This is a genomic window from Amycolatopsis sp. NPDC004747, assembly GCF_053601335.1.
Window position 1 is genome coordinate 31,948 of sequence record NZ_JBSGBQ010000026.1, and the last position, 23,958, is coordinate 55,905.

The 23,958-nt window shown below is 70.9% G+C and carries 23 protein-coding genes; 10 read left to right on the plus strand and 13 right to left on the minus strand.

Translation table 11 applies throughout. The annotated features are described in order from the left end of the window. Positions 1-24: 24 nt before the first annotated feature. Both ACWEGE_RS33820 and ACWEGE_RS33825 read left to right on the plus strand, forming a co-directional pair. Positions 25-654 carry a Maf family protein gene (locus ACWEGE_RS33820; RefSeq protein ID WP_449664531.1) on the plus strand — a complete coding sequence of 210 codons (630 nt, stop codon included), beginning with the start codon at positions 25-27 and terminating at the stop codon, positions 652-654. A gap of 100 nt (positions 655-754) precedes the next feature. Further along, on the plus strand, positions 755-2,107 hold the full coding sequence (locus ACWEGE_RS33825) for a dicarboxylate/amino acid:cation symporter (RefSeq protein ID WP_449664532.1): 1,353 nt from the start codon (positions 755-757) through the stop codon (positions 2,105-2,107). Between the two features lie 52 nt (positions 2,108-2,159). On the opposite strand, the gene ACWEGE_RS33830 is transcribed toward ACWEGE_RS33825, so the two are convergent. Continuing rightward, entirely contained in the window at positions 2,160-2,882 is a 723-nt protein-coding gene (locus ACWEGE_RS33830) for a hypothetical protein (protein WP_449664533.1), read from the minus strand. Between the two features lie 160 nt (positions 2,883-3,042). Here ACWEGE_RS33830 and ACWEGE_RS33835 point away from each other — a divergent pair, with 160 nt between their 5' ends. From ACWEGE_RS33835 to ACWEGE_RS33855, 5 genes are all read left to right on the plus strand, one after another. Next, the gene (locus ACWEGE_RS33835; protein ID WP_449664534.1) at positions 3,043-3,339 is read left to right on the plus strand and encodes an SAV_915 family protein; all 297 of its coding nucleotides are present in this window, start codon (positions 3,043-3,045) and stop codon (positions 3,337-3,339) included. Positions 3,340-3,445: 106 nt separating this feature from the next. Continuing rightward, on the plus strand, positions 3,446-5,239 hold the full coding sequence (locus tag ACWEGE_RS33840) for an acetyl/propionyl/methylcrotonyl-CoA carboxylase subunit alpha (protein WP_449664535.1): 1,794 nt from the start codon (positions 3,446-3,448) through the stop codon (positions 5,237-5,239). Between the two features lie 58 nt (positions 5,240-5,297). Next, entirely contained in the window at positions 5,298-5,855 is a 558-nt protein-coding gene (locus ACWEGE_RS33845) for a DUF1707 domain-containing protein (RefSeq protein WP_449664536.1), read from the plus strand. 7 nt (positions 5,856-5,862) lie between these two features. Further along, positions 5,863-6,258, plus strand: coding sequence for a DUF1707 SHOCT-like domain-containing protein (locus ACWEGE_RS33850; protein ID WP_449664537.1), 396 nt, complete (start codon positions 5,863-5,865; stop codon positions 6,256-6,258). Between the two features lie 32 nt (positions 6,259-6,290). Further along, complete coding sequence (locus tag ACWEGE_RS33855) at positions 6,291-6,821, plus strand: GNAT family N-acetyltransferase (RefSeq protein ID WP_449664538.1); 531 nt, start codon at positions 6,291-6,293, stop codon at positions 6,819-6,821. A 7-nt stretch (positions 6,822-6,828) separates the two neighbouring features. Here the strand turns inward: ACWEGE_RS33855 and ACWEGE_RS33860 are convergent, their stop codons facing one another. After that, the gene (locus ACWEGE_RS33860; RefSeq protein WP_449664539.1) at positions 6,829-8,562 is read right to left on the minus strand and encodes a glycerol-3-phosphate dehydrogenase/oxidase; all 1,734 of its coding nucleotides are present in this window, start codon (positions 8,560-8,562) and stop codon (positions 6,829-6,831) included. 235 nt (positions 8,563-8,797) lie between these two features. Between ACWEGE_RS33860 and ACWEGE_RS33865 the strand changes: the two genes are divergently transcribed. Further along, positions 8,798-9,547, plus strand: coding sequence for an MIP/aquaporin family protein (locus ACWEGE_RS33865; protein WP_449664540.1), 750 nt, complete (start codon positions 8,798-8,800; stop codon positions 9,545-9,547). A 31-nt stretch (positions 9,548-9,578) separates the two neighbouring features. Next, entirely contained in the window at positions 9,579-11,093 is a 1,515-nt protein-coding gene (glpK, locus tag ACWEGE_RS33870; RefSeq protein WP_449664541.1) for a glycerol kinase GlpK, read from the plus strand. A 48-nt stretch (positions 11,094-11,141) separates the two neighbouring features. On the opposite strand, the gene ACWEGE_RS33875 is transcribed toward glpK, so the two are convergent. From ACWEGE_RS33875 to ACWEGE_RS33895, 5 genes are all read right to left on the minus strand, one after another. Continuing rightward, on the minus strand, positions 11,142-11,945 hold the full coding sequence (locus ACWEGE_RS33875) for a VOC family protein (RefSeq protein ID WP_449664542.1): 804 nt from the start codon (positions 11,943-11,945) through the stop codon (positions 11,142-11,144). Positions 11,946-12,025: 80 nt separating this feature from the next. Then, entirely contained in the window at positions 12,026-12,673 is a 648-nt protein-coding gene (locus tag ACWEGE_RS33880) for a class F sortase (protein WP_449664543.1), read from the minus strand. A gap of 79 nt (positions 12,674-12,752) precedes the next feature. Beyond that, entirely contained in the window at positions 12,753-13,271 is a 519-nt protein-coding gene (locus ACWEGE_RS33885; protein WP_449664544.1) for a hypothetical protein, read from the minus strand. 126 nt (positions 13,272-13,397) lie between these two features. Next, complete coding sequence (locus ACWEGE_RS33890; RefSeq protein WP_449664545.1) at positions 13,398-13,856, minus strand: hypothetical protein; 459 nt, start codon at positions 13,854-13,856, stop codon at positions 13,398-13,400. A 72-nt stretch (positions 13,857-13,928) separates the two neighbouring features. Beyond that, the gene (locus ACWEGE_RS33895; RefSeq protein WP_449664546.1) at positions 13,929-15,329 is read right to left on the minus strand and encodes an NAD(P)H-quinone dehydrogenase; all 1,401 of its coding nucleotides are present in this window, start codon (positions 15,327-15,329) and stop codon (positions 13,929-13,931) included. Positions 15,330-15,456: 127 nt separating this feature from the next. Here ACWEGE_RS33895 and ACWEGE_RS33900 point away from each other — a divergent pair, with 127 nt between their 5' ends. Beyond that, positions 15,457-15,909, plus strand: coding sequence for a gamma-glutamylcyclotransferase (locus tag ACWEGE_RS33900; RefSeq protein ID WP_217709632.1), 453 nt, complete (start codon positions 15,457-15,459; stop codon positions 15,907-15,909). A 64-nt stretch (positions 15,910-15,973) separates the two neighbouring features. On the opposite strand, the gene ACWEGE_RS33905 is transcribed toward ACWEGE_RS33900, so the two are convergent. From ACWEGE_RS33905 to ACWEGE_RS33930, 6 genes are all read right to left on the minus strand, one after another. Next, a complete protein-coding gene (locus ACWEGE_RS33905; RefSeq protein ID WP_449664607.1) occupies positions 15,974-16,807 on the minus strand; it encodes a DUF559 domain-containing protein in 834 nt (277 codons plus the stop codon). A gap of 205 nt (positions 16,808-17,012) precedes the next feature. Further along, positions 17,013-18,314, minus strand: coding sequence for an amidohydrolase (locus ACWEGE_RS33910; protein WP_449664547.1), 1,302 nt, complete (start codon positions 18,312-18,314; stop codon positions 17,013-17,015). A 197-nt stretch (positions 18,315-18,511) separates the two neighbouring features. Further along, positions 18,512-18,817 (minus strand): hypothetical protein, encoded by a 306-nt coding sequence (locus ACWEGE_RS33915; RefSeq protein ID WP_449664548.1) that lies wholly within the window; start codon positions 18,815-18,817, stop codon positions 18,512-18,514. Positions 18,818-18,866: 49 nt separating this feature from the next. Next, a complete protein-coding gene (gene meaB / locus ACWEGE_RS33920) occupies positions 18,867-19,850 on the minus strand; it encodes a methylmalonyl Co-A mutase-associated GTPase MeaB (RefSeq protein WP_449664549.1) in 984 nt (327 codons plus the stop codon). Between the two features lie 3 nt (positions 19,851-19,853). Continuing rightward, complete coding sequence (scpA, locus tag ACWEGE_RS33925) at positions 19,854-22,022, minus strand: methylmalonyl-CoA mutase (protein ID WP_449664550.1); 2,169 nt, start codon at positions 22,020-22,022, stop codon at positions 19,854-19,856. Then, positions 22,019-23,854 (minus strand): methylmalonyl-CoA mutase family protein, encoded by a 1,836-nt coding sequence (locus tag ACWEGE_RS33930; protein WP_449664551.1) that lies wholly within the window; start codon positions 23,852-23,854, stop codon positions 22,019-22,021. The genes scpA and ACWEGE_RS33930 overlap by 4 nt, the downstream gene beginning before the upstream one ends. Positions 23,855-23,958: the final 104 nt, after the last annotated feature.

Genomic DNA, 23,958 nt, shown 5'->3' on the forward strand with positions numbered 1-23,958 from the left:
CGCCTGGTCAAGTAAGTTTCAGTCGTGCAGTTCGTCCTCGCCTCCCAGTCCCCCGCCCGCCTCGCCCTCCTGCGCTCCGCGGGCCTCGATCCCGCCGTGTTCGTCTCCGGCGTCGACGAGGACGCGGTCGCCGCCTCCCTGCCCGATCCGTCGCCGTCCGAGCTGGTCGCGGCCCTCGCCGCAGCCAAGGCCGAGGCGGTCGTCGACCAGGTCGCCGCCGTGCACCCGGACGCCGTCGTCGTCGCCTGCGATTCGATGCTTTCGATCCACGGGCAGATGGTCGGGAAGCCCGGTTCGCCGGACGTGGCGCGCACCCGCTGGGCCGCGATGGCGGGAACATCCGGTGAACTGCTCACCGGGCACGCGGTCGTCCGGCTCGACGGCGGGACGCGCGCGAAGGAGACCGCGGGCTGGGAATCGACCACCGTCCGGTTCGGCACGCCGAGCGCGGCGGAGATCGACGCCTACGTCGCCAGCGGCGAGCCGCTCAACGTCGCCGGCGGCTTCACGATCGACGGCCGGGGCGGCTGGTTCGTCGAAGGCCTCGACGGCGGCCACACGAGCGTCATCGGGATCAGCCTGCCGCTGACGCGCCGGCTGCTGGCCGAGGTCGGCGTGAGTGTCGTGGATCTCTGGCAGTCTCCCGCATCCTGAGAAGGGCACCACACCTTCGGGTGATCCGGAAGAGTCGCCTCTTGCCTAACGTTCTCTTTACCCGGCAAGACTGGAAACTTTCGAGCACCGGAGTCGCCCCGTGTCTTTCGTACGGACATACACCAAGCCGCGGGTGTTCGCGGCCGCGGTTCTCGGCTCGCTCGTCGTCGGCGCCCTCCTGGGTGTCGTCGCGCGGCAGACCGAGGCCGGCTGGCTGACCGATCTCCTCGACCAGATCGGCACCATCTTCACCACGCTGCTGCAGATCGCGGTGATCCCGCTGGTCTTCACGGCGATCGTGGTCGGCATCAACAGCCTCCGGAAGCTCGGCGGCGGCCGCACCGCCGCCCGCCTCGGCGGCAAGACGGTGCTCTGGTTCGCCATCACCTCGTTCATCGCGTCGCTGATCGGCATCGTGGTCGGCCGGATCTTCAACCCGGGCGCCGGCGGGCTCGGCGGCGTCGAAGCGACCGCCAAGAACGCCGACAAGGCGGCGAAGAGCGTCGACCACTGGGGATCCTGGGACGCCTTCGTCAACGGGCTGCTGCCGGAGAACTTCGTGAAAGCGTTCTCCGACGGCGAGACGCTGCAGGTGCTGTTCCTCGCGCTGGTCATCGGGGCCGCGGCCTACAGCCTGGGTGACAAGGCGAAGCCGTTCGTCGACTTCACGACGAGCGTGTTCGAGATCATCCAGCGCTACCTCGGCTGGATCGTCCGGCTGGCCCCGATCGGCATCGTCGGCCTGATCGGCGCGGCGGTGTCGAACTACGGCGACGCGCTGTTCCGGCCGCTGTTCTCCACCACGCTCGCGGTGTACGTCGGCTGCCTGCTCGTGCTGTTCGTCGTCTACCCGATCCTGCTGCAGTTCGTGGCGAAGGTCAGCCCGCTCAAGTTCTTCGCGAAGGCGGGCACGGCGATCCAGTTCGCGTTCGCCTCGCAGTCCTCGGCCGCGACCCTGCCGCTGACCCGCCAGTCCGCGGTCAACCTCGGCGTCCAGCCGGCGTACGCGGCCTTCGCGACCCCGCTCGGCAGCGCGACCAAGATGGACGGCTGCGCGGCGGTGTTCCCGGCGATCGCGGCGATCTTCGTGGCCAACCTGGCCGGGGTGTCGCTGAACTTCTGGCAGTACGTCGGCATCGTCGTGGTCGCCGTGGTCGGCGCGCTGGCGACGGCCGGGACCACGGGCTGGCTGACGGCCTTCACGCTGACGACGTCGTTCATCGGCCTCGACGCCAAGCAGGTGGCGCTGGGCCTGGCGCTGATCTACTCGGTCAACCCGATCATGGACATGATGCGGACGGCGACGAACGTGGCCGGCCAGATCGTGGTGCCGACGATCGTGGCGCGCAGCGAAGGCCTGCTCGACGACGAGGTCCTCAACGCCCCGACCGACCGTCCCGAGCACAGCGACGACGGCTCGGCGGCCCGGCACACCGAACCCGCCCCCGCCTGATCCGCACGCCCGTGAAGGCCGCCTCGAGGGTTCGAGGCGGCCTTCACGTCGTTCAGGACGGGCAGCTGCGCAGGTCGGCCCGGGTCAGGCGGATGTCCGGCCAGCCGCGCAGGTCCGACGGCGACGTCACCCGCCGCGTGCAGCCCACCGAACGGCCCGAAAGCTCGTACACCTCGCCCAGCACCGGGGCCGCCGTGCACTTAGGGGTGCCGGACGCGGAATCCGGGCAGTCGTGGCGGACCACGATCACGTCGGGGCTGGCGTCGCCCGTGACGTCGTAGAGCGACAGCGTCCCGGCGTCGGCGTAGAACGGCTTGCCCCAGTCGCGCCACACTCCCCCGCTGTCGACGAGCAGTTCGCCGTACGCGGCCGTGCCGTCGTCGCCGACGTCGCCGCGGACCAGGCACGCCGGGTCCGGGCCGTCGATGCAGCGCAGCGAGTTCTGGTCCAGCCGCACACCCAGCTGGGCGATCGACAGCTCGAACACCGTGCCCGGCTCGGGCCCGACGCGCAGGCGCGCCGAACCGCCCGCCGAGTCGGTCAGCAGCACCACCGGCGTGCCCCCGACGGTCATCGCCGCGAGCTGGCGGCACGGGCCGCCGCCGCAGGTCACCGCGGGTGTCACCGGGGCAGCGGCGGGTTCGGCCGCGCCGGACGACGCCTCGGGGCGCGGCCGCAGCAGGAACACCGCGCCGATCGCGCCGAGGGTGACCACCGCGGCCAGCACCGCGGTGAGCAGCGCCGACCGGGGCGTCCGCGCTGCCGTAGTCCGCATGAGTCAGAGCGTAAGCCGCTTCACGTACGCGTGTCGGCAACGCCCCGTCAGGGTGTGACTGAATCCCCCGGGGGTGCAACCCCCGTACCCCGCCCGAGGGGCTCCGCCCCCACGGACCCCCCAAAGCGTGGTTGCCCGACAGGGTCACGAGTAGCGGAACGTGTCCGTCTATGTTGTTGTGGTGACGAATCCGAACCTGCCTCCCGCCCTGTACCTCCCGACCGGCCCGGTCAACGTCGAAGCCGAGGGCGCGTCGATCGAGCTGCGCCGCACGCCGGACGGCCGCACCGCGCTGGTCGCCTTCACCGCGCTGGACCGGCTGATCGACTGCTGCGGCGAGCACCAGCCGTGGGTGCTGGTGAACACCGAGCACCTGCCGAAGGTGCACCAGGCGAACCCGTACGACGTGATCGTGCTCGATTCGCCGCTGCCCGAGGAGCTGCGCCACCACGTCTGAGCGTGGTTCACCTCTCACTCAAGAGACTCCCGACGTCAGATCCGTAGACTTCCCTGATGCCGCGTGGGCGGTCAGCAATGCAGCTGTCGGACGCAGGAGGTGCGGGGTGGCCGAGCAGGTCGGCGAAACCACGGGTGGTCCGGTGACCAAGATCCTGGTCGCCAACCGTGGCGAAATCGCGGTACGCGTCATCAGAGCCGCGAAGGACGCTGGCCTGGCCAGTGTCGCGGTGTACGCGGACCCGGATCGCGACGCGCCTCACGTGCGCCTGGCCGACGAAGCCTTCGCGCTGGGCGGCACGACGGCCGCCGAGAGCTACCTGAACTTCGACAAGCTCCTGGACGCCGCCAAGCGGTCGGGCGCCGACTCGGTGCACCCCGGCTACGGCTTCCTGTCCGAGAACGCGGACTTCGCCCAGGCCGTCCTCGACGCCGGGCTGACCTGGATCGGACCGAGCCCGCAGGCCATCCGCGACCTCGGCGACAAGGTCACCGCGCGCCACATCGCCATGCGCGCGGGCGCGCCGCTGGTGCCGGGCACGAAGGAGCCGGTCAAGGACGCCGGGGAGATCGTCGCGTTCGCCGACGAGCACGGGCTCCCGGTGGCCATCAAGGCCGCGTTCGGCGGCGGTGGCCGCGGCCTGAAGGTCGCCCGCACCCGCGAAGAGATCCCCGAGCTGTTCGAGTCGGCCACCCGCGAGGCGGTCGCCGCGTTCGGCCGCGGCGAGTGCTTCGTCGAGCGGTACCTGGACAAGCCGCGGCACGTCGAGGCGCAGGTGCTGGCCGACATGCACGGCAACGCGATCGTCGTCGGCACCCGCGACTGCTCGCTGCAGCGCCGCCACCAGAAGCTCGTCGAAGAGGCGCCCGCGCCGTTCCTGAGCGACGAGCAGCGCAAGCGCATCCACGAGTCCGCGAAGGCGATCTGCAAGGAAGCCGGCTACTACGGCGCCGGCACGGTCGAGTACCTCGTCGCGACCGACGGCACCATCTCCTTCCTCGAGGTCAACACGCGGCTGCAGGTCGAGCACCCGGTTTCGGAGGAGACGACCGGGCTGGACCTGGTCCGCGAGATGTTCCGCATCGCCCGCGGCGAGGCGCTGCGGATCACCGAGGACCCGGAGCCCCGCGGCCACTCGATCGAGTTCCGCATCAACGGCGAGGACGCCGGCCGCGGCTTCCTGCCCGCGCCGGGCACGGTGACCAAGTTCGTCGCGCCGAGCGGGCCGGGCGTGCGCGTCGACTCCGGCGTCGAGTCCGGCAGCGTCATCGGCGGGCAGTTCGACTCGATGCTGGCCAAGCTGATCGTCACCGGGTCGGACCGGAACAACGCCTTGGAGCGCAGCCGCCGCGCGCTCGACGAGATGGTCGTCGAAGGCATGGCGACGGTGCTGCCGTTCGACCGGGTGATCGTGAACGACCCAGCGTTCATCGGCGACGAGAACGGCTTCAGCGTGCACACGCGCTGGATCGAGACGGAGTTCGACAACAAGATCGAGCCGTTCGTGGCGCCGGACGTCGAAGCCGCCGAAGAGGAACCGCGGCAGAACGTCGTGGTCGAGGTCGGCGGGCGCCGGCTCGAGGTGTCGCTGCCGGGCGGGTTCGCGCTCGAAGGCGGTGGCGGGGGCGGCACCGCGGTCAAGGCGAAGCCGCGCAAGCGCGCCGGCGGCACCAAGGCGGCGGTGAGCGGCGACGCCGTCACGGCGCCGATGCAGGGCACGATCGTGAAGGTGGCCGTCGAAGAGGGCCAGACGGTCGAAGCCGGTGAGCTGATCGTCGTCCTCGAGGCGATGAAGATGGAGAACCCGGTCACCGCACACAAAGCGGGCACCGTCACCGGCCTTTCGGTCGAGGTGGGCGCCGCCGTGACGCAAGGCACACAGCTGCTCGAGATCAAGTAGCGGACTTCGTCGCAGATGTCGTGGTGGGCCGCCCCCGTGGCGGCCTACCATCGACTACGTGACCGAAGTGCCGTCTCCGCAGCTGCGGATCAGCGACCAGAACCGCGAGTCCGCGCTGTCCGCGCTCGGTGAGCACATGACCGCGGGGCGGATCGACATCGACGAGTACGGCGAGCGCTCGGCGCGGATCACCGCGGCCAAGACGCGCGGCGAACTCGTCGAGATCTTCGCGGACCTCCCCGCACCGCACCCCCAGTACGAGGACGCCCCCCAGGCCGTCAAGGCGCCCGAGCCCGCGGCCCGGCCCAGGCTGCCCGAGCCACCGGTCCGCCCGCGGAGCCCCGAGCATTGGTCGCCCCCGCAGCGGTTCGTCGCCGCGATAGTGCCGTTGACCTGGATCGCCGCGATCGCGCTGATCGCCGCCGTCAGTGGCCACCTGTGGCCGGTCATCTTCGTACCGATCGCGCTCACCGCCTTCGGCAAGTCCATGTGGGGCCACGACTGGAACCCGAACCACGACCACCGCGACCGCCACGAGCGGCACCTGCGCGACCGGCAGCGCCGGCGGGAGCTGCGCGACTCCTTCCGCGACCACCGGCGCGGCCTGGACCGCTGAGCCCGCCGTGAGCGACATGCGGTTGAGCGACGCCGAACGCCAGGACGCCCTGGACGTCCTCGAAGAGCACGTCCGCACCGGACGCCTCGACATCGACGAGTACGGGGCCCGGTCCGCGAAGGTCACCGCGGCGAAGCGGGTCAGCGAGCTCGTCCCGCTGTTCGACGACCTGCCCTCGCCCCGCCCGAGCGCGCTGCTCAGCGGCGTTTCCGCGCCCGGCGTCCCGATGGCGTCGGCGGAGGACAGCGCGCTGGTGCGCTTCCTGACCGCGGGCGCGGTGCCGATCGCGATCGTGCTGGCGATCGCGGTGCTGATCCTGTCCCGCGGCAGGCTGCTGATCATTTCGGTCGCGCTGCCACTGGTCGTCGCGATGATCGCCGGGGCGCGCCGCCGCCGTTCGTGATCGCGGCGCCCGGCCTGGCTAGGCTGGGCGGAGTGGAACCGGTGGAGATCAACGCGGGCACCTACTACCTGCGCCAGCTGCGCGCCGACCGCCACATCGACGACCGCCCGTTGTTGATGGAGGCGTTCGCCGATCCGACGCACCGCAAGTACGTGCTGAACTACCGCCTGCGCACGCTCGACGAGGCCACCGAGTACGTGGCCTTGCGGGCGGCCCAGTGGGCGGGCGACGAGCGCTGCTCGTGGGCCATCGCGGAACCGACTTCGGGGCGGCTCCTGGGCGAAGTGGGGCTCCGCGAGCTGAACCTCGACGCGGCGTATGCCGAGGCGACGATCTGGGTCCACCCGGCCGAGCGCGGCAAGGGCATCGCGACCACGGCGCTGAACGCGGCGCTGAGGTTCGGCTTCGGCGGGCTGGGGCTGAGAGAGGTGAGCTACCGGTACGAGGAGAGCAACGCGGCTTCGGCGATCGTGGCGGAGCGCTGCGGGTTCACGCTGGTCGGTCCGGAGGCGGAGCGGGCGCCGACGGGCGAGCGCCTGATCCGCTGGCACCGGACGTCCTGACGGCCCCTCAGCTCACCGGCTCCACGATCCCCGCGCGGGCCTCGGGCGCCGCCGACCGCAACGCGTCCGCCGCTTCGTCGCTCGGCTGGGACTGGGACTTGCGTTCCGCCTCCACCCGCGCGCGGTAGACCTCGATCTCGTGCTTCACCGTTTCCGGTGACCAGCCGAGCACCTCGCCCACCAGGGCGGCCACCTGCTCGGCGCAGTCCACCCCGCGGTGCGCGTACTCGATCGAGATGCGCGTCCGGCGGGCCAGGACGTCCTCCAGGTGCAGCGCGCCCTCGTACGAAGCCGCGTACACCACTTCGACGCCCAGGTAGTCCGGGGCGTGCTCGATCGGCTTCAGCAGCTCCGGGCGGCCTTCCGCCGAGGCCAGGACTTCGTGGACCAGCGAGCCGTAGCGGTCCAGCAGGTGCCGCACCCGGTAGGGGTGCAGGCCGTGCTCCGCCGCCAGGTGGTCGGCCTGGTTGACCAGCGCGTGGTAGCCGTCCGCGCCGAGCAGGGGGACCTTGTCGGTGATCGACGGCTGCGAGCGGCCCGGCAGGTCCACCGCCGCCGCGTCGACCGCGTCCGCCGCCATCACCCGGTAGGTCGTGTACTTGCCGCCCGCGATGGCCACCAGGCCCGGGGCCACCCGGGCCACCGCGTGCTCGCGCGACAGCTTCGACGTCTCTTCGCTCTCCCCCGCCAGCAGCGGGCGAAGGCCCGCGTACACGCCTTCGATGTCGTCATGCGTCAGCGGCGTCGCCAAGACCGTGTTGACGTGCTCGAGGAGGTAGTCGATGTCGTGCTTCGTCGCCGCCGGGTGGGCCAGGTCGAGGTTCCAGTCCGTGTCCGTCGTGCCGACGATCCAGTGGTTGCCCCACGGGATCACGAACAGCACCGACTTCTCGGTGCGCAGGATCATCCCCGACTCCGAGACGATCCGGTCGCGCGGGACGACGATGTGCACGCCCTTGCTCGCCCGCACCCGGAACCGGCCGCGGCCGCCCGACAGGCGCTGGAGCTCGTCGGTCCAGACGCCGGTGCAGTTGATCACCGCGGCCGCCGAGATCTCCGTTTCACGGCCGTCCTCGACGTCGCGCACGCGCACGCCGGACACCCGGTCGGCTTCGCGCAGGAAGCCGACGACCTGGGTCGACGTCCGCACGACCGCGCCGTAGTGCGCCGCCGTCCTGGCCACCGTCATCGTGTGGCGGGCGTCGTCGGACTGCGCGTCGTAGTAGCGGATGCCGCCGATCAGCGCGGACCGCTTGAGCGCGGGCACCATGCGCAGCGCGCCGGCGCGGGTCAGGTGCTTCTGGCCCGGGACGCTGCGGGCGCCGCCCATCGTGTCGTACATCAGCAGGCCCGCCGCGGTGTACGGCCGCTCCCACACGCGGTGCGTCAGCGGGTAGAGGAAGCTGACCGGCTTCACCAGGTGGGGCGCGATCGTCGTCAGCATCAGCTCGCGCTCGCGCAGCGCCTCCCGGACCAGGCCGAACTCGAGCTGTTCCAGGTAGCGCAGGCCGCCGTGGAAGAGCTTGCTCGACCGGCTCGACGTCCCCGACGCGAGGTCCCGGGCCTCGACGAGCGCGACCCGGAGCCCGCGCGTCGCGGCGTCCAGCGCCGTGCCCGCGCCCACCACGCCGCCGCCGATGACGACCAGGTCGAAGGTCTCCTTGCCGAGCCGCTGCCACGTCTCTTCCCGCTTGACCGGGCCCAGTCGAGCCGGGTTCGTCTCCGCTGCGTGCTGCGCCACGTGACATTCCTCCTCGTGCCGGCGAGGCTTCCAGCATCGCACGACCCGGTGATCATCCGCCCGTCCACGGATGACACTTGTGGCGTAACCCTCCGCGATCTTGAAAAGATTCGGCTGCCCGGTGCTTGGAAGTACCTTCTACGCCCCGGTAACGTCGCCCGGACGTGGGTCGGCAACGGTGCCGTGGCACGCCGTGATCGACCCTGCGCAGATTGTCCAGTGTGGAGGTGCAGCGGTGAGTGCTGGGGCAATAATCGTCTGGGAAATATTGGGAACGGCCGCGCTGATCCTGCTCGGCAACGGTGTGGTCGCGAACCACGTACTCCGCAAGAACAACGGCCACCAAGCCGGCTTCCTGTTCATCAACTTCGGCTGGGCGTTCGCCGTCTTCACCGGCGCCAGCATCGCCGCCCCGAGCGGGGCCCACCTCAATCCGGCCGTCACGCTCGGCCTCGCGATCGCGGACAAGACGCCGTGGGGTGACGTGCCGTTCTACTTCATCGGCCAGATGGTCGGCGCCATCCTCGGCGCCGTGCTCTGCTGGGCCGCCTACAAGCTGCAGTTCGACGACCACCCCGAGCCCGAGAACACGCTCGGCATCTTCTCCACCGCACCGCAGATCCCCAACACGGCCTGGAACCTCGTCACCGAAATCATCGGCACGTTCGTGCTGGTCGCCTGGATCCTGCTCAGCCCGGTCTACGCGGCGGGCGACGGCGGCACCCCGAACTTCGGCAACTCCGCGCTGGGCTACGCGGGCGTCTCGTTCGTGGTGCTCGTGATCGGTACCTCCCTCGGCGGGCCGACGGGCTACGCCATCAACCCGGCCCGCGACCTCGGGCCGCGCATCGCCTACGCCTTCCTGCTGCCGATCAAGAACAAGGCCAACGCCAACTGGGGCTACTCGTGGATCCCGGTGGTCGGCCCGCTCGTCGGTGGCGCCATCGCCGCCCTGCTGTACCTCGCCGTCCACAACCTGACCTGATCGCCGTCCGACGCCAATTCCGGGAGCACACATGACTTCGTACGTAGCCGCGATCGACCAGGGCACCACGTCGACCCGGTGCATGATCTTCAACCACGAAGGCCGCGTCGTCTCGGTCGACCAGCGCGAGCACGAGCAGATCTTCCCCCGCGCCGGCTGGGTCGAGCACAACGCGGAAGAGATCTGGGAGAACACGCGCCGGGTCGCCGCGGGTGCGCTGGCCAAGGCCGACCTGACCGCCAAGGACATCGCCGCCGTCGGCATCACCAACCAGCGCGAGACCGCACTCGTCTGGGACAAGACGACCGGCAAGCCGGTGTACAACGCGATCGTTTGGCAGGACACCCGCACCGACAAGATCGTCACCGAGCTCGGCAACCTCGGCGGCGGCCAGGAGCGCTACCGCGACAAGGTCGGCCTCCCGCTCGCGACCTACTTCTCCGGGCCCAAGATCAAGTGGATCCTGGACAACGTCGAAGGCGCTCGCGAGAAGGCCGAAGCCGGTGACCTGATCTTCGGCAACATGGACACCTGGGTGCTGTGGAACATGACCGGCGGGGCCGACGGCGGTGTGCACGTCACCGACCCGACCAACGCCTCCCGCACCATGCTGATGGACCTCGACACCCTGCAGTGGGACGCCGAGATCGCCGGCGAGATGGGCATCCCCCTTTCGATGCTGCCGGAGATCCGCTCCTCGTCCGAGGAGTACGGCAAGGTCCGCGAGAAGGGCGCGCTGGCCGGCGTCCCGATCGCGGGCATCCTGGGCGACCAGCAGGCCGCGACGTTCGGCCAGGCCTGCCTCTCGCCCGGCGAGGCCAAGAACACCTACGGCACCGGCAACTTCATGCTGCTGAACACCGGCACCGAGAAGGTGATGTCGCAGAACGGGCTGCTCACCACGATCTGCTACAAGATCGGCTCGAACGACACGGTCTACGCGCTGGAAGGCTCCATCGCCGTCACCGGTTCGCTGGTGCAGTGGCTGCGCGACAACCTCGGCATGATCTCGACCGCGGCCGAGATCGAGGAGCACGCGAGCACCGTCGAGGACAACGGCGGCGCGTACTTCGTCCCGGCGTTCTCGGGTCTGTTCGCTCCTTACTGGCGATCCGACGCGCGCGGCGCGATCGTCGGGCTCACCCGGTTCGTCAACAAGGGTCACCTCGCCCGCGCGGTGCTGGAGGCGACCGCCTTCCAGACCCGCGAGGTGCTCGACGCGATGAACGCCGACTCCGGGGTGCCGCTGAAGGCCCTCAAGGTCGACGGCGGCATGGTCGTCAACGAGCTGCTCATGCAGTTCCAGGCCGACATCCTCGGCGTGCCGGTGATCCGCCCGGTGGTCAACGAGACCACCGCGCTGGGTGCCGCGTACGCCGCCGGTCTCGCCGTCGGGTTCTGGAAGTCCGAAGACGACATCCGCACCAACTGGGCCCAGGACAAGCAGTGGGACCCGTCGATGGACGACGCCCGCCGCGAGCGCGAGTACCGCAACTGGAAGAAGGCCGTCACGAAGACCTTCGACTGGGTCTCCGAAGAGGACTGACCGGCCGGGGCCGGGGGTGCCGCCCGGTGGCGCTCCCGGCCCTCCCGTTCACACCTCCCAGCCCTCCGGCTCGCCCGACTGCTCGTTCGGGGCGATGATCACGAACGGCACGCCCTGGTCGTCGGCGACCCGCACCTGCCGCCCGTACGGCGAGTCGAACGGCTTCCCCTCGACCGTGCCGCCGAGCTCGGTCACCTTGGCCGCGCTCGCGTCGGCGTCCGCCACCCAGAAGTACGCCGACCAGTACGACGGCACCTCCGGCGGCACCGATCCGGGCACCGCCCCGAGGCCGCCGACCGGGCGCCCGTCGATGAGCACCACGGCGTAGGTGAAGTCGTCGCTCGAGATGTCCTGGAAGCCGTAGCCGAAGATCTCCTCGTAGAACGGCTTGGCCGCCGGGTAGTCGCGGCTCATGCACTCGTTCCAGGCCAGCGTGCCCGGGGCCGCCGTGACCTGCGTGCCGATGTGGTTGCCGGCCTCCCAGAGGCCGAAGACCGCGCCCGCCGGATCGGCCACGATGGCCATCCGGCCCTCCTTCATCACCTCCATCACGGGCACGACGAGCTGCCCGCCCGCCTCGGTGACGGCGGTGACCGTGCGGTCCACATCGGACACCGCGAGGTACGTCGTCCAGACCGGTGGGACGTCCTGGCCCGGTGGGGTCCGGCCGATGCCGGCGACCGGACGGCCCCGCAGCTCGGCCATGCCGTAGAAGCCGGTCTCCTCACCGCCCCGCTGCACGTCCCAGCCGAACAGGCCGCCGTAGAAGGCGATCGCCTTCGCCTGGTCGGGCACCATCAGGTCCACCCAGCTGGGCGTACCGTCGGGCCATCTTTCGTCCCGGAACACCATGCCGACTCCCAACCCTCGTCTGCGCCGCCTCTGGTGACGACGGGCACAGTGTTGCACCGGGCACCGACAAAAACCGAAAATCAGGCCTGGACCAGGCGGGCGTAGACGACGATGTTGTCCACGTAGTTGTGCGCGCTCCGGTCGAAGACGCCGCCGCACGTGATCAGCCGGAGCTCGGGGCCGGCGGTGTCGTCGTAGACGCCTTCCGCCTCGAAGTCCTTCTTCGGCACCTGGTGCACTTTGGTCACCTCGAACACCGCGGTGGTGCCGTCCTTGCGGGCGATCGAGACCCGGTCCCCCGCGGCCAGCTCCTTGAGCCGGAAGAAGATGCCCTTCTGGTGGTTGCCGTCGACGTGCCCCAGCACGACGGCCGGGCCGGTCTCGCCCGGCGTCGGCGCGTAGGTGTACCAGCCCGCCTGCAGCGGCGTGGTCACCGGCGGCACCTGGACGGTGTTGTCCGGGTTGAGCCCGAGCGGCACCAGCGACGAGTGCGCGCCGATCTTCGGGATGTCGATCGAGACGGGCTCGGACTTGGGCAGCGCCGCGACGGCGTTCCGGCTGTCCACCTGGGGCGCGGGCTCGACCGCGACCGGCTGGGCGGGCGGCGGCTGCGCGGTGCCCGGGCCGGGGCCACCGCCGAGGGTCAGCACCAGCACCACCAGCGTGGCCGGCAGCGCCACGACGACGGCGATCAGGAGACCCCGCCGGTTCGTGATCCTCCTGGGCATGGGCTCCTCCCTCACCGACTCCTGCGAATTCACACGTCCGAGTGGTTCTTCCGGTTGCGCCCGACGGTACCTCCGCCGGTCACCGACGCCAGGTCCGGCGGGCCAGCACGAGGCCGCCACCGCCGAGGGCCAGCACTCCCATGGCGCCCGCGGCGGCGAGCGGGCCGTGGCCGGCCGGGCCGCCACCGGTCTGGGGCGCGCCGGACGGGACCTTCGCCACCTGACGACGTTCACCCAGGACGGTGAACTTCGTGGTCAGTTCCGCGCCGCCGCAGGAGAACGAAACCCGGTAGACGCCGGGTTTCGCCGGCTGCACGGTCGCCGACGCGGCCGCGGCGGGTGCCTTCGCCGGGTCGTCCTGCGGGCCGACGCGCCGCAACGCGCCGATCTTCAAGACCGGTGACGTCAGGTCGCGCGTGCTCGCCTCTTCGCAGCCGAGGCGGATCGCCACCTTCGCGCCCGGGCGGGCGGCGGTCGGCATGACGCGAAGGTAGGCCTTCGGGTTTCCGGCGTGCTCCGCGGGCGTGGCGGCGAAGGCCGCCGGAGCGGAGAGCACCAATCCACCCGCAACCGCGGTGACCGCAAGAATCTTTTTCATTTCCGTTTCCCCTCCCCCGGGACTTCTGTTCCAAGAGACGTTCTACCTGCGGAGAGGGTTGCGCCGGGCCAAGAAAAAACCACCCCGGAGCGGGGCTCCGGGGTGGTCCGAGTCGATTTCGGGAAATCAGCCTGCCATGCTGCCGTCGCCGGCCTTCGCGGCGCCTGAGGGCACCTTCGCGACCTGGGCGGCGGCCACCGTGAACTGCGTGGTGTAGGTCTGGTCGCCGCAGGTGACGGTCAGCGGGTACGTCCCCGCCGCGGTGCCGGGCTTCAGCTCGGCGTCGGCGCTGATGTTCGCGTCGGCGCCCATGAACGGGCCGGGCGTGTAGTTGGTGAACGTCAGGACCGGCGAGGAGAACGCCGGCGAAGGGCCCTCACACTTCGCCAGCGCCACGTTCGGCGCGTCGCGGACGTACTTGTCCACGAGCGTCTGGTTGATCGCGGTGTTGACGTTGAGCTGGACGCTGCCCTTGGCCGGCGCGCCGCCCGGCGCCGGGACCGTGCTCTGCTGCGCCATCGCCGGTCCCGTCAGCGCCGTCGCCCCGAACACCGCTGCCGCAACCAAAAACACCGTCTTGCGCACCTTCACACCCTTCGCGTCCTTCAGCCGTACAACCGACAAGACGCGACGGGGCGCGACGGGTTGCCTACGGGATCAGTCGAGATCGTCGTGGCGCATGAGCTGGCGGCCGGCCTCGGTGATCGAGCCCGACAGCGACGGGTACACCGAAAATGTCAGTGCCAGGTGGTCCACTGTGAGCTGGTTCTGGACGGCGAGCGCGATGGGAAGGATGAGCTCGCTCGCCGTCGGCGCCACGACGACACCGCCGACGACCACGCCGGTGGCGGGGCGGCAGAACAGCTTCACGAAGCCTCGGCGGAGGCCCTCCATCTTCGCGCGCGCGTTGGTGGCCAGGGGCAGCATGATGGTGCGCGCGGGCACCTCGCCGGAGTCGATCGCCTGCTGGCTGATGCCGACGGTGGCGATCTCCGGGTGGGTGAACACGTTGGCGGCGACGGTCTTGAGCTTGATCGGCGCGACGCCTTCGCCCAGCGCGTGCCACATCGCGATGCGGCCCTGCATGCTCGCCACCGAGGCCAGCATGAGCACGCCGGTGCAGTCGCCGGCGGCGTAGATCCCGGGAACGGAGGTGCGCGAAACGCGGTCGACGGTGATGAACCCGCCGGGACCGGGTTCGATGCCGACCTTGTCCAGGCCGATGTCCCTGGTGTTGGGGACCGACCCGACGGTCATCAGCGCGTGGCTGGCTTCGATCACGCGGCCGTCGGCGAGGTGGATCTCGACGCCCTTCTCGGTGCGCTCGACGCGGTCGGCGCGCGCCTGCTTGGCGACGGTTGTGCCGCGCTGGGAGAAGACCTCCTCGAGCACCGCGGCGGCGTCGGCGTCCTCGTGCGGGAGGACGCGGTCACGGCTGGACACGACGGTGACCTTGACGCCCATCTCGGTGTAGGCGGAGGCGAACTCGGCGCCGGTGACACCCGAGCCGATCACGGCGAGGTGCTCGGGGAGCTCCTGGAGCTCGTAGAGCTGGCGCCAGTCGAGGATGCGCTCGCCGTCGGGGACCGCGCCGGGCAGCACGCGCGGGGTGGCGCCGGTGGCGATGAGGACGACGTCGGCGGGCAGCTTCTCGGTGCCGTCCTTGGTCGTGACGGCGACCTTGTGCGTCGCCAGGCCGGGCTCCTCGTCGCAGAAGCGGGCCTCGCCGGCGATGACGCGGACGCCTTCGCGCTGGACGCGGGCGCGGATGTCGGCGGACTGGGCGAGCGCGAGGCCCTTCACCCGGCCGTGGACGGTCGGGAGGTCGATGCTGGTGTCGGCCAGGTCGGTGTTGATGCCGAGCTCGCCGAGGTCGTGCATCTTGGCCAGCGCGCCGGAGCTGGCGATGAACGTCTTCGAGGGAACGCAGTCGTAGAGGACGCAGGCGCCACCGAGGCCGTCCCGCTCGACGATCGTGACGTCGGCTCCGTGCTGAGCCGCGACCAGCGCGGCTTCGTAGCCGGCCGGGCCCCCGCCCATGATCACGATCCTGGTCACCTGGGTCCTCCTCAAGGCAGTCCGTGCGGTGCTCTCACCGTACGCGGCGAAGGTCACCGGACACTGAAGTGGGCGAACACGGCGAGTGCGTCCACTCGGGTGAGGGAGGTATCGCTACGCTGTCGGCGTGCCGTTGTATGCCGCGTACGGATCGAACATGGAGCCCGCCCAGATGCTGGAGCGCGCGCCGCACTCTCCGATGGCCGGCACCGGCTGGCTGGAGGGCTGGCGCCTGACCTTCGGCGGCGAGGACCTGGGCTGGGAAGGTGCCCTGGCCACGATCGTCGAGGACCCCGGCTCACGGGTCTTCGTCGTCCTCTACGACGTGACGCCCCTGGACGAGGACGGCCTGGACCGCTGGGAGGGCGGCGAGCTGGGCATCCACTCGAAGATCCGCCTCCGCGTCCAGACCATGGACGGCTCGGTCCTGGCCTGGCTGTACGTCCTGGACGCCTACGAAGGCGGCCTCCCGTCCGCCCGCTACCTGGGCGTCCTGGCCGACGCCGCCGAGGCGGCCGGCGCCCCCGCCGACTACGTCGACGACCTCCGAACCCGCCCCTGCTCCGGCATCACCGGCTGACTTCCGGCCCCAATCACGCGAGTTACGTCTCCAATCACGCCGGTGACGGCCTCGATCACGCAAGTTACGCCGCTCGTCGCTCGAAGTGGGATCGAAGTTCGGACAGCACCCGGCTGGGGTCTCGGAGATCCGCCGCGGCTGCCCGGATGGTGACCCATCCTCGGCCGGCCAACCGCTCGTCGCGCTCGGCATCGTGCTCACGCCGCTCTTCGTGAGCGACGAAGCCGTCGTACTCCAGGGCGATGCGCAGGGCCGGCCACGCCATGTCGAGCACGTACAGCTTGCGGCCGTCGATGGCGGTGATCTCGTATTGCGCCTCCGGAATCGGCAACCCGGCCTCGACCACGATCAACCGGAGGATGCTCTCGGGCGGCGATTCGGCCTTCCCGGTGGCGAGGGTCAGGAGCATCTGCGCCCTGTGGATACCTCGCTTGCTCCTGCGGTCCAAAATCCGGTCTCGGACGTTCTCTCGGAGCTTCAGGCAGTGGTCGGCAGCCAGGCCCCGCATGGCCTCGTCGAGGGCCGCGAACGCAGTTCGCTTGTCCCCGTCGCAGAGGAAATCGGCCAAGGCGAGGTCGAGCGAGAACGCCGGCAGTCCCTCGATCTCGATCATATCGAACTCGGTGAATTCGGCTCGATGCACCGCCAGCCCGGGCCTCGACTCCACCCGCCGAGCGTAGGGCACCGTGAGGTGCACGGTGGGCTCATCGGCTACCGAAATCCCATGCAGCGCAAGGGAAGTAGCCCCCGACAGGACAGCCGGCGGACCCACCGCTATCAGCGCAGCCTGCGCCCGGGTTGCCAGATTCAGCGCATCTGCCGCATGAATGACCACGCCCCGCCACGGCTGCGCCAGCACGCCGGTCGCCAGCCCCTCGAGCACTGCTCGCCGCCCCAAAACCGCATCGGCTTCGCGACGCGAGACGGCTCCGTGTCGTCCTCCCCAACTGATCACAACTTCGAGGATGAGGCCCACCGACGATCAGCGGAAGGGCCTCATCCTCGAGCTGTGGATAACTCGCCGAGCCTGTGGATAACTTGTGTGCGTAACTCCGAACTCGCGTGATTGGAGACGGGACTCGCGTGATCGGAGACGGAACTCGTTAGGCGAGGGTGGTTAGGGCGGTGTGGACGAGGGTTCGGACTCCGCAGAGGAGGGCTCGCTCGTCGAGGACGAACGTCGGGCGGTGGATGTCCGATTGCGGGGCCGGGGGGCCGGGCCAGACGCCCAGGCGGGCGAAGGCGCCCTGGACGTGCTCCAGGTACCAGCCGAAGTCCTCGCCGCCGGAAGACTGCTCCGTGGGCGCGACAGCGCCCTCGCCGAGGGCGGCTTCGACGCCGGCGCGCATCAGGGCCGTCGACTCCGGGTCGGAGACCACTGGCGGGACGCCCCGGCGGTAGTCCAACGAGAAGCCGACGCCGGTGGGGGCCAGCAGGGACTCCACCGAAGCCGCCACCAGCGGCTCCAGGGCCGTCCAGACCTCGTGGTCCGCGGTGCGCAGAGTACCCCGCAGGACGCCGTCCTGCGGGACCGCGTTGGCCGCCTGGCCCGCGTGGACCGCTCCCCAGACCAGGACCGTCCCGGACCTCGGGTCGACGCGGCGGGAGAGCACCGCGGGCAGGGACGTGATCACCGTGCCCAGCGCGTGCACCAGGTCCGCCGTCAGGTGCGGCCGGGACGTGTGGCCGCCCGGCGACGTCAGGCGCAGCTCGATCAGGTCCGCCGCCGAGGTCAACGCCCCGACGCGCATCCCCACCGACCCGACCTCGAGGCGCGGGTCCACGTGCAGGCCGTAGATCCGCTCGACGCCCTCCAGCGCACCCGCCGCGATCATGTCCAGCGCGCCGCCGGGCATGACCTCCTCGGCCGGCTGGAAGATCAGCCGGACGCGGCCAGGCAGCTCCGGCGCGCCGGCCAGCGCGCGGGCCGCACCCAGCAGGATCGCCGTGTGGGCGTCGTGGCCGCACATGTGCGCCGCGCCATCGGTGGTCGACGCGTACGGCAGGCCCGTGGCCTCCGTCAGCGGCAGCGCGTCCATGTCCGCGCGCAGCGCCACGCACCGCTCACCACTGCCGATGTCGCACACCACGCCGGTGCCGCCCGGCAGCACCCACGGCTTGAGGCCGACCGAGCGCAGCAGCGTGACGACCAGTTCCGTGGTCGCGAACTCGTGCCGCGACAGCTCCGGGTGCGCGTGGATGTGCCGCCGCCAGGCCAGCACGTCGGTCGCGTTGGCGCGCAGCCAGTCGTCAAGCCAGAACGGGCCGCGGCCCGCACCAAGGTCGTCCACGGGAGCCATGCTTACGCCGGCATCGGAAATGAGCGCCTCGGACCCCTCCATGGGGTTGATGATGCGCCCTTGGGGGTCGCCTGGAACGTCCGGCCGTGAGTCGAGCACCGTCACGCCGCACCTCCTCCCGCAACACGGGCAACCCGCGCAGCGGCTGGGGTCACGCGTCGTGCCGATCGATCTGTCGTACGCATTTGCAGACGATCGTGCACCATGCAGGCGGCAAGCCGCGCCTCGAAAACGGCCGTCCTAGACGGCCGGTACCGGATCTGCGTTGAACGGCGTGCACCACTTCGGCAAAGCCGAAAACCTCAGGACCCCTTGGCCCGCTTCGAACGGATCTTGCGCCCCCAGATCACGATGCCGAGCAGGACGACCGCGATCAGGCCCGCGATCAGCTTGTTCCTGGTCTTCTCGGTGTTCGCCTTGTCGGTCTGGGCCGGGTCGAGGACCGGGCCCGGATTGACCGTGGTCTGCACCAGGACCAACCCGGCGGGAGCGTGCGCCGCCGACACCGTCACGGCCGCCGGGCGCACCGGCGCGGCATACGCGGGCGACGCGGTGAACAGCACCGCTCCCAGCAGCCCGACCAGGACCAGACCCCGCAGTTTCGCCATGTCATCCTTTCGCCACGCCCAGGCATTCTGCCCGCGGACCGCGCGCCCGTCAGCCACCGAACGCGTCGAGGATCCGCTGTGCACCGAGGGTAGCCGTCAGTTCACCGTCCCGCACCGCCCGCTCGACGTCGGGGACGACCGTTCGCACGTCCGGATGCACCGCCAGCCGACCGAGCAGCTGCTCGCGCACCATCGCCCAGGTCCAGTCGACCTGCTGCTGCCGTCGCCGGGCGTCGAGTTCGCCGGACGCCGAAAGCGTGTCGCGGTGCCGCTCGATCGCGCCCCAGACCTCGTCGAGCCGCAGGTTGTGCAGGCCGCTGCAGGTCAGCACCGGTGGCGTCCACGACGCTTCGGGCCCGTAGATCATCCGCAGCGCGCCCGCCAGCTCCCGCGCGGCGCGCCGGGCGTCCCGCTCGTGATCGCCGTCGGCCTTGTTCACGGCGATGACGTCGGCGAGCTCCAGCACGCCCTTCTTGATGCCCTGCAGCTGGTCGCCGGTGCGGGCCAGCGTGAGGAACAGGAAGCAGTCGACCATGTTCGCCACGGTCACTTCGGACTGTCCGACGCCGACCGTCTCGACCAGCACGATGTCGTAGCCGGCCGCCTCCATCAGCACGATCGTCTCGCGGGTCGCCCGCGCGACCCCGCCCAGCGTCCCGGACGTCGGCGACGGCCGGATGAACGCCCGTTCGTCGACCGCCAGCCGCGCCATCCGGGTCTTGTCGCCGAGGATCGACCCGCCGGTCCGGGTGGACGACGGGTCGACGGCCAGCACGGCCACCCGGTGCCCGGCCGCGGTCAGGTCGGTGCCGAGCTGGTCGATGAATGTCGACTTGCCGACGCCGGGGACGCCGGTGATGCCGACCCGCTGGGCCCCGCCGGCCGCGGGCAGCAGCTCCACCAGCAGCTCCTGCGCCAGCGCGTGGTGGTCCGCCCGCTGCGACTCGACCAGCGTGATCGCCTTCGACAGCGTCCCGCGGTCCCCGGCGAGCACCCCCTTGGCGTAGGCGGTGACGTCGATCTTGCGCGGCAAGGGTCAGGACTCCTGCGCCGTCAGCTGGCCGAGCAGGTCGATGGCCGCGTCCGCGAGCACCGTGCCGGGCCCGAAGATCGCGGCCGCGCCCGCCTCCCGCAGCGCCGGGTAGTCCTGCGGCGGGATGACGCCGCCGACGACGACCATGATGTCCTCGCGGCCCAGCTCGGCGAGCTCGTGGCGCAGCGCGGGCACCAGCGACAGGTGCCCGGCGGCCAGCGACGACACGCCGACGACGTGCACGTCCGCCTCGATCGCCTGCCGGGCCACTTCGGCCGGGGTGGAGAACAGCGGGCCGACGTCGACGTCGAAGCCGAGGTCGGCGAAGCCGGTGGCGATCACCTTCTGGCCGCGGTCGTGGCCGTCCTGGCCCATCTTCGCGACGAGGATCCGGGGACGGCGGCCCTCCTCCGCGGCGAACTCGTCGACCAGCTGACGGGCCTTCTCGACGTTCTGCGTCTTCCCCACCTCCTCGCGGTAGACACCCGAAATGGTCCGGATCTGGCCGGAGTGCCGTCCCCAGATCTTCTCGAGCGCGTCGGAGATCTCGCCGACCGTGGCCTTGGCCCGGGCCGCGTCGATGGCCAGTTCCAGGAGGTTGCCGCCGTTGCCGGCGCCCTCGGTGAGCCGCCGCAGGGCGTCCTCGGTGGCCGCGGAGTCGCGCTCGGACCGCAGCCGCCGCAGCTTCTCCAGCTGCTGGGCGCGGACGCCGGCGTTGTCGACCTTGAGGACGTCGATCTCTTCGTCGTCGGTGACCTGGTACTTGTTGACGCCGATCACCGGCTGCCGCCCGGAGTCGATGCGCGCCTGGGTGCGCGCGGCGGCCTCCTCGATGCGCAGCTTGGGGATACCGGCGTCGATCGCCTTGGCCATCCCGCCGGCCTGCTCGACCTCGGTGATGTGCCCCCACGCCTTGCGCGCGAGGTCGTAGGTCAGCTTCTCGACGAAAGCGGACCCACCCCACGGGTCGATCACGCGCGTGGTGCCGGACTCCTGCTGCAGCAGCAGCTGGGTGTTGCGGGCGATCCGCGCGGAGAAGTCCGTCGGCAGCGCGAGGGCCTCGTCGAGGGCGTTCGTGTGCAGCGACTGCGTGTGCCCCTGGGTGGCGGCCATCGCCTCGACGCACGTCCGCACGACGTTGTTGTAGACGTCCTGCGCGGTCAGCGACCAGCCGGACGTCTGGGAGTGCGTCCGCAGCGAAAGCGACTTCGACGACGTGGGGTTGAAGCCCTTCACGAGCTTCGCCCACAGCAGCCGGGCCGCGCGCAGCTTCGCGACCTCCATGAAGAAGTTCATGCCGATCGCCCAGAAGAACGACAGGCGCGGCGCGAACTTGTCGACGCTCAGCCCCGCGTCGACCCCCGATCGGATGTACTCGACGCCGTCGGCGAGCGTGTACGCCAGCTCCAGGTCGGCCGTCGCCCCGGCTTCCTGCATGTGGTAGCCGGAGATGGAGATCGAGTTGTACTTCGGCATGTGCTGCGAGGTGAAGGAGAAGATGTCGGAGATGATCCGCATCGACGGCTGCGGCGGGTAGATGTAGGTGTTGCGGACCATGAACTCCTTGAGGATGTCGTTCTGGATGGTCCCCGCGAGCTGCTCCGGCTTCACCCCCTGCTCCTCGGCCGCGACGACGTAGAGCGCCAGCACCGGCAGCACCGCGCCGTTCATCGTCATCGACACCGACATCTTGTCGAGCGGGATGCCGTCGAAGAGCTGCCGCATGTCGTAGATGGAGTCGATCGCGACGCCCGCCATGCCGACGTCGCCCGACACGCGCGGGTGGTCGGAGTCGTAGCCGCGGTGGGTGGCCAGGTCGAAGGCGACCGAAAGCCCTTTCTGGCCCGCGGCGAGGTTGCGCCGGTAGAAGGCGTTGGACTCCTCGGCGGTGGAGAACCCGGCGTACTGGCGGATGGTCCACGGCTGGTTGACGTACATCGTCGGGTACGGCCCGCGCAGGAAGGGCGCGATGCCGGGGTACGTGCCCAGGAAGTCCACATCGGACAGGTCGGCGGCGGTGTAGACCGGCTTGACGCCGATGCCTTCCGGCGTCTCCCAGGCCAGGGCGTCCGGGCCCTTGCCGGTGGCGCTCTCCACCGCGCGCGCCCACGTGTCGCGGTCGCCCGGCGACGGCGTGCCGAGGTCGAGACCGGCGAAGTTCGGGATGGTCATCGCGCAACTCCCAGCTTGGCGTGCAGGCCGTCGAGGACTTCCAGGGCGTCGCAACCGGCGAAGACGTTGCCGTCCACGCCGTCGTAGGTGCCCTTGCCCGCCAGCAGGACGTACTCGGCGCCCAGCGACGCGGCCACGTCGGCCGCCTGGGCCGCGTAGGCGTCGTCGGTGCCGCACAGGCAGGCGATGCGGGCGCCGGAAGCGCGGAACGCGCCGGGCAGGTCGTCGGTCGCGCCCGGGTTGACGGCTTCGATCCCGCCCGCCTGGAACAGGTTGGCGGCGAACCCGGCCCGCGCGGTGTGCGCGGCGACCGGGCCGAGGGTCGCGAGGAAGATCTTCGGCCGCGAGCCCTCCGAAGCGAGGTACGCGTCCGAAGCGTCGCGAAGCGCCTCGAAGCCTTCTGCGTACCGGTGCCGTGGCAACCCGCCTTCCACGGTCGCCTCGGCAGGCGTCCGGACCACCGGCTTCTCGGCCAGGTTCGGGAACTCGCTGACGCCGGTGAGCGGGTCGCGCCGGGTGGCGATCCGCGAAGAGCGCTTCTCCCAGGTCGCCGCCAGCCGCCCGGCCAAGGCGCCGGAGCCCAGCGACGCCACCAGGCCGCCCTCACCCTCGATGGCGGTGAACTCGGCCCAGGCCGCGTGCGCGAGGTCGTCGGTGAGCTTCTCGACGTACCAGGAGCCGCCCGCCGGGTCGGCCACGCCGGCCAGCTTGGACTCCTCCAGCAGCACGGCGTGGGTGTTGCGGGCGATCCGCGCGGAGAAGGCGTCCGGACGGCCGATCGCCGCGTCGAACGGCAGCACGGTGACCGCGTCCGCGCCGCCGACGCCCGCGCCGAAGCAGGCCACCGTCGTGCGCAGCATGTTCACCCAGGGATCGCGCCTGGTCAGCATGGCAGGCGACGTCACGGCGTGCTGGCGCATCGGCGAGGTGAAGCCGCAGACCTCGGCGACGCGGGCCCACAGCCGGCGCGCCGCCCGCAGTTTCGCGATGGTGGAGAACTGGTCGGCGGTCGCGGCGAGCCGGAACTCCAGCTGCCCCGCGGCGGCCTCGACGTCGAGGCCCGCGTCCGTCAACGCCCGCAGGTAGGTGACGCCGGCGGCGACCAGCGCGCCCAGCTCCTGCGCGTCCGAGCCGCCGGCTTCGTGGAACGGCAGGCCGTCGGCGACGATCGTCCGCACTTTCGGGTACTTGCCGGCGACACGCGCCGCGAGCGCGGCCGCCGGTTCCAGCGCCACGGCGGAGCCGGACCGGGCCGCCAGCCCGACCGGGTCGGCGCCCAGCACGGCGGTGGCTTCGCTCGCCGGGATCTCGCGCTCGGCGAACAACTCGAACAACGCGTCCGCCGCGGCTTCGTACGAAGCACCCGCGTCCAGCACGACCGGCGCCAGGTCGAGGTAGACCTCGTTCAGCGCGTCGGCCAAGGCCGCGGGCGGCACCGAGAGCCAGATCGACGTCACGCCGCCTTCGAGGTCGGCGAGGATCGCCTTGTTGACTTCGCGCGGGTCTTCGCCGGTGAACCGCGCCCGGACGTCCCAGCCGGTGCCGACCTGGCCGTCCGGACGGGCGCCGCGCACGTACGGCGGCAGGCCGGGGAAGCCGATGTCGCCGGGGACGTCCTCGGCCGTGTACAGCGGCTGGATCTCGATCCCGTCGTAGGTGCGCGTGACGAGCTTGCTCTCCGGGGCGCCCGCGAAGTCCTCCGGCAGCTTCCCGCTCTTGCGCAGCACACCCGCGACCAGCTCTTGCCACTGCTCACGCGTCGCGTCGGGGAACTCGGCCGCCAGGTCGAGTTCGGAGATCGGCACTGACTCCGGACCGGCCACATCAGTCATAACCTGTGATGGTAGAGGCACCCGGCGGCGCCGACCTGTGAGTCTGGTCGCGCTAGGGGGCGGACCCGGGCCGGGTTAGGGGCCAGCTTGCAGAGACTGTCGGT

Coding starts and splice junctions, on each gene's coding strand:
- ACWEGE_RS33885 (WP_449664544.1), bottom strand. CDS start 13,271: ATGAAAAAGATTCTTGCGGTCACCGCGGTTGCGGGTGGATTGGTGCTC.
- ACWEGE_RS33875 (WP_449664542.1), bottom strand. CDS start 11,945: ATGGTGTTCCGGGACGAAAGATGGCCCGACGGTACGCCCAGCTGGGTG.
- ACWEGE_RS33880 (WP_449664543.1), bottom strand. CDS start 12,673: ATGCCCAGGAGGATCACGAACCGGCGGGGTCTCCTGATCGCCGTCGTC.
- glpK (WP_449664541.1), top strand. CDS start 9,579: ATGACTTCGTACGTAGCCGCGATCGACCAGGGCACCACGTCGACCCGG.
- ACWEGE_RS33930 (WP_449664551.1), bottom strand. CDS start 23,854: ATGACTGATGTGGCCGGTCCGGAGTCAGTGCCGATCTCCGAACTCGAC.
- ACWEGE_RS33830 (WP_449664533.1), bottom strand. CDS start 2,882: ATGCGGACTACGGCAGCGCGGACGCCCCGGTCGGCGCTGCTCACCGCG.
- ACWEGE_RS33915 (WP_449664548.1), bottom strand. CDS start 18,817: ATGGCGAAACTGCGGGGTCTGGTCCTGGTCGGGCTGCTGGGAGCGGTG.
- scpA (WP_449664550.1), bottom strand. CDS start 22,022: ATGACCATCCCGAACTTCGCCGGTCTCGACCTCGGCACGCCGTCGCCG.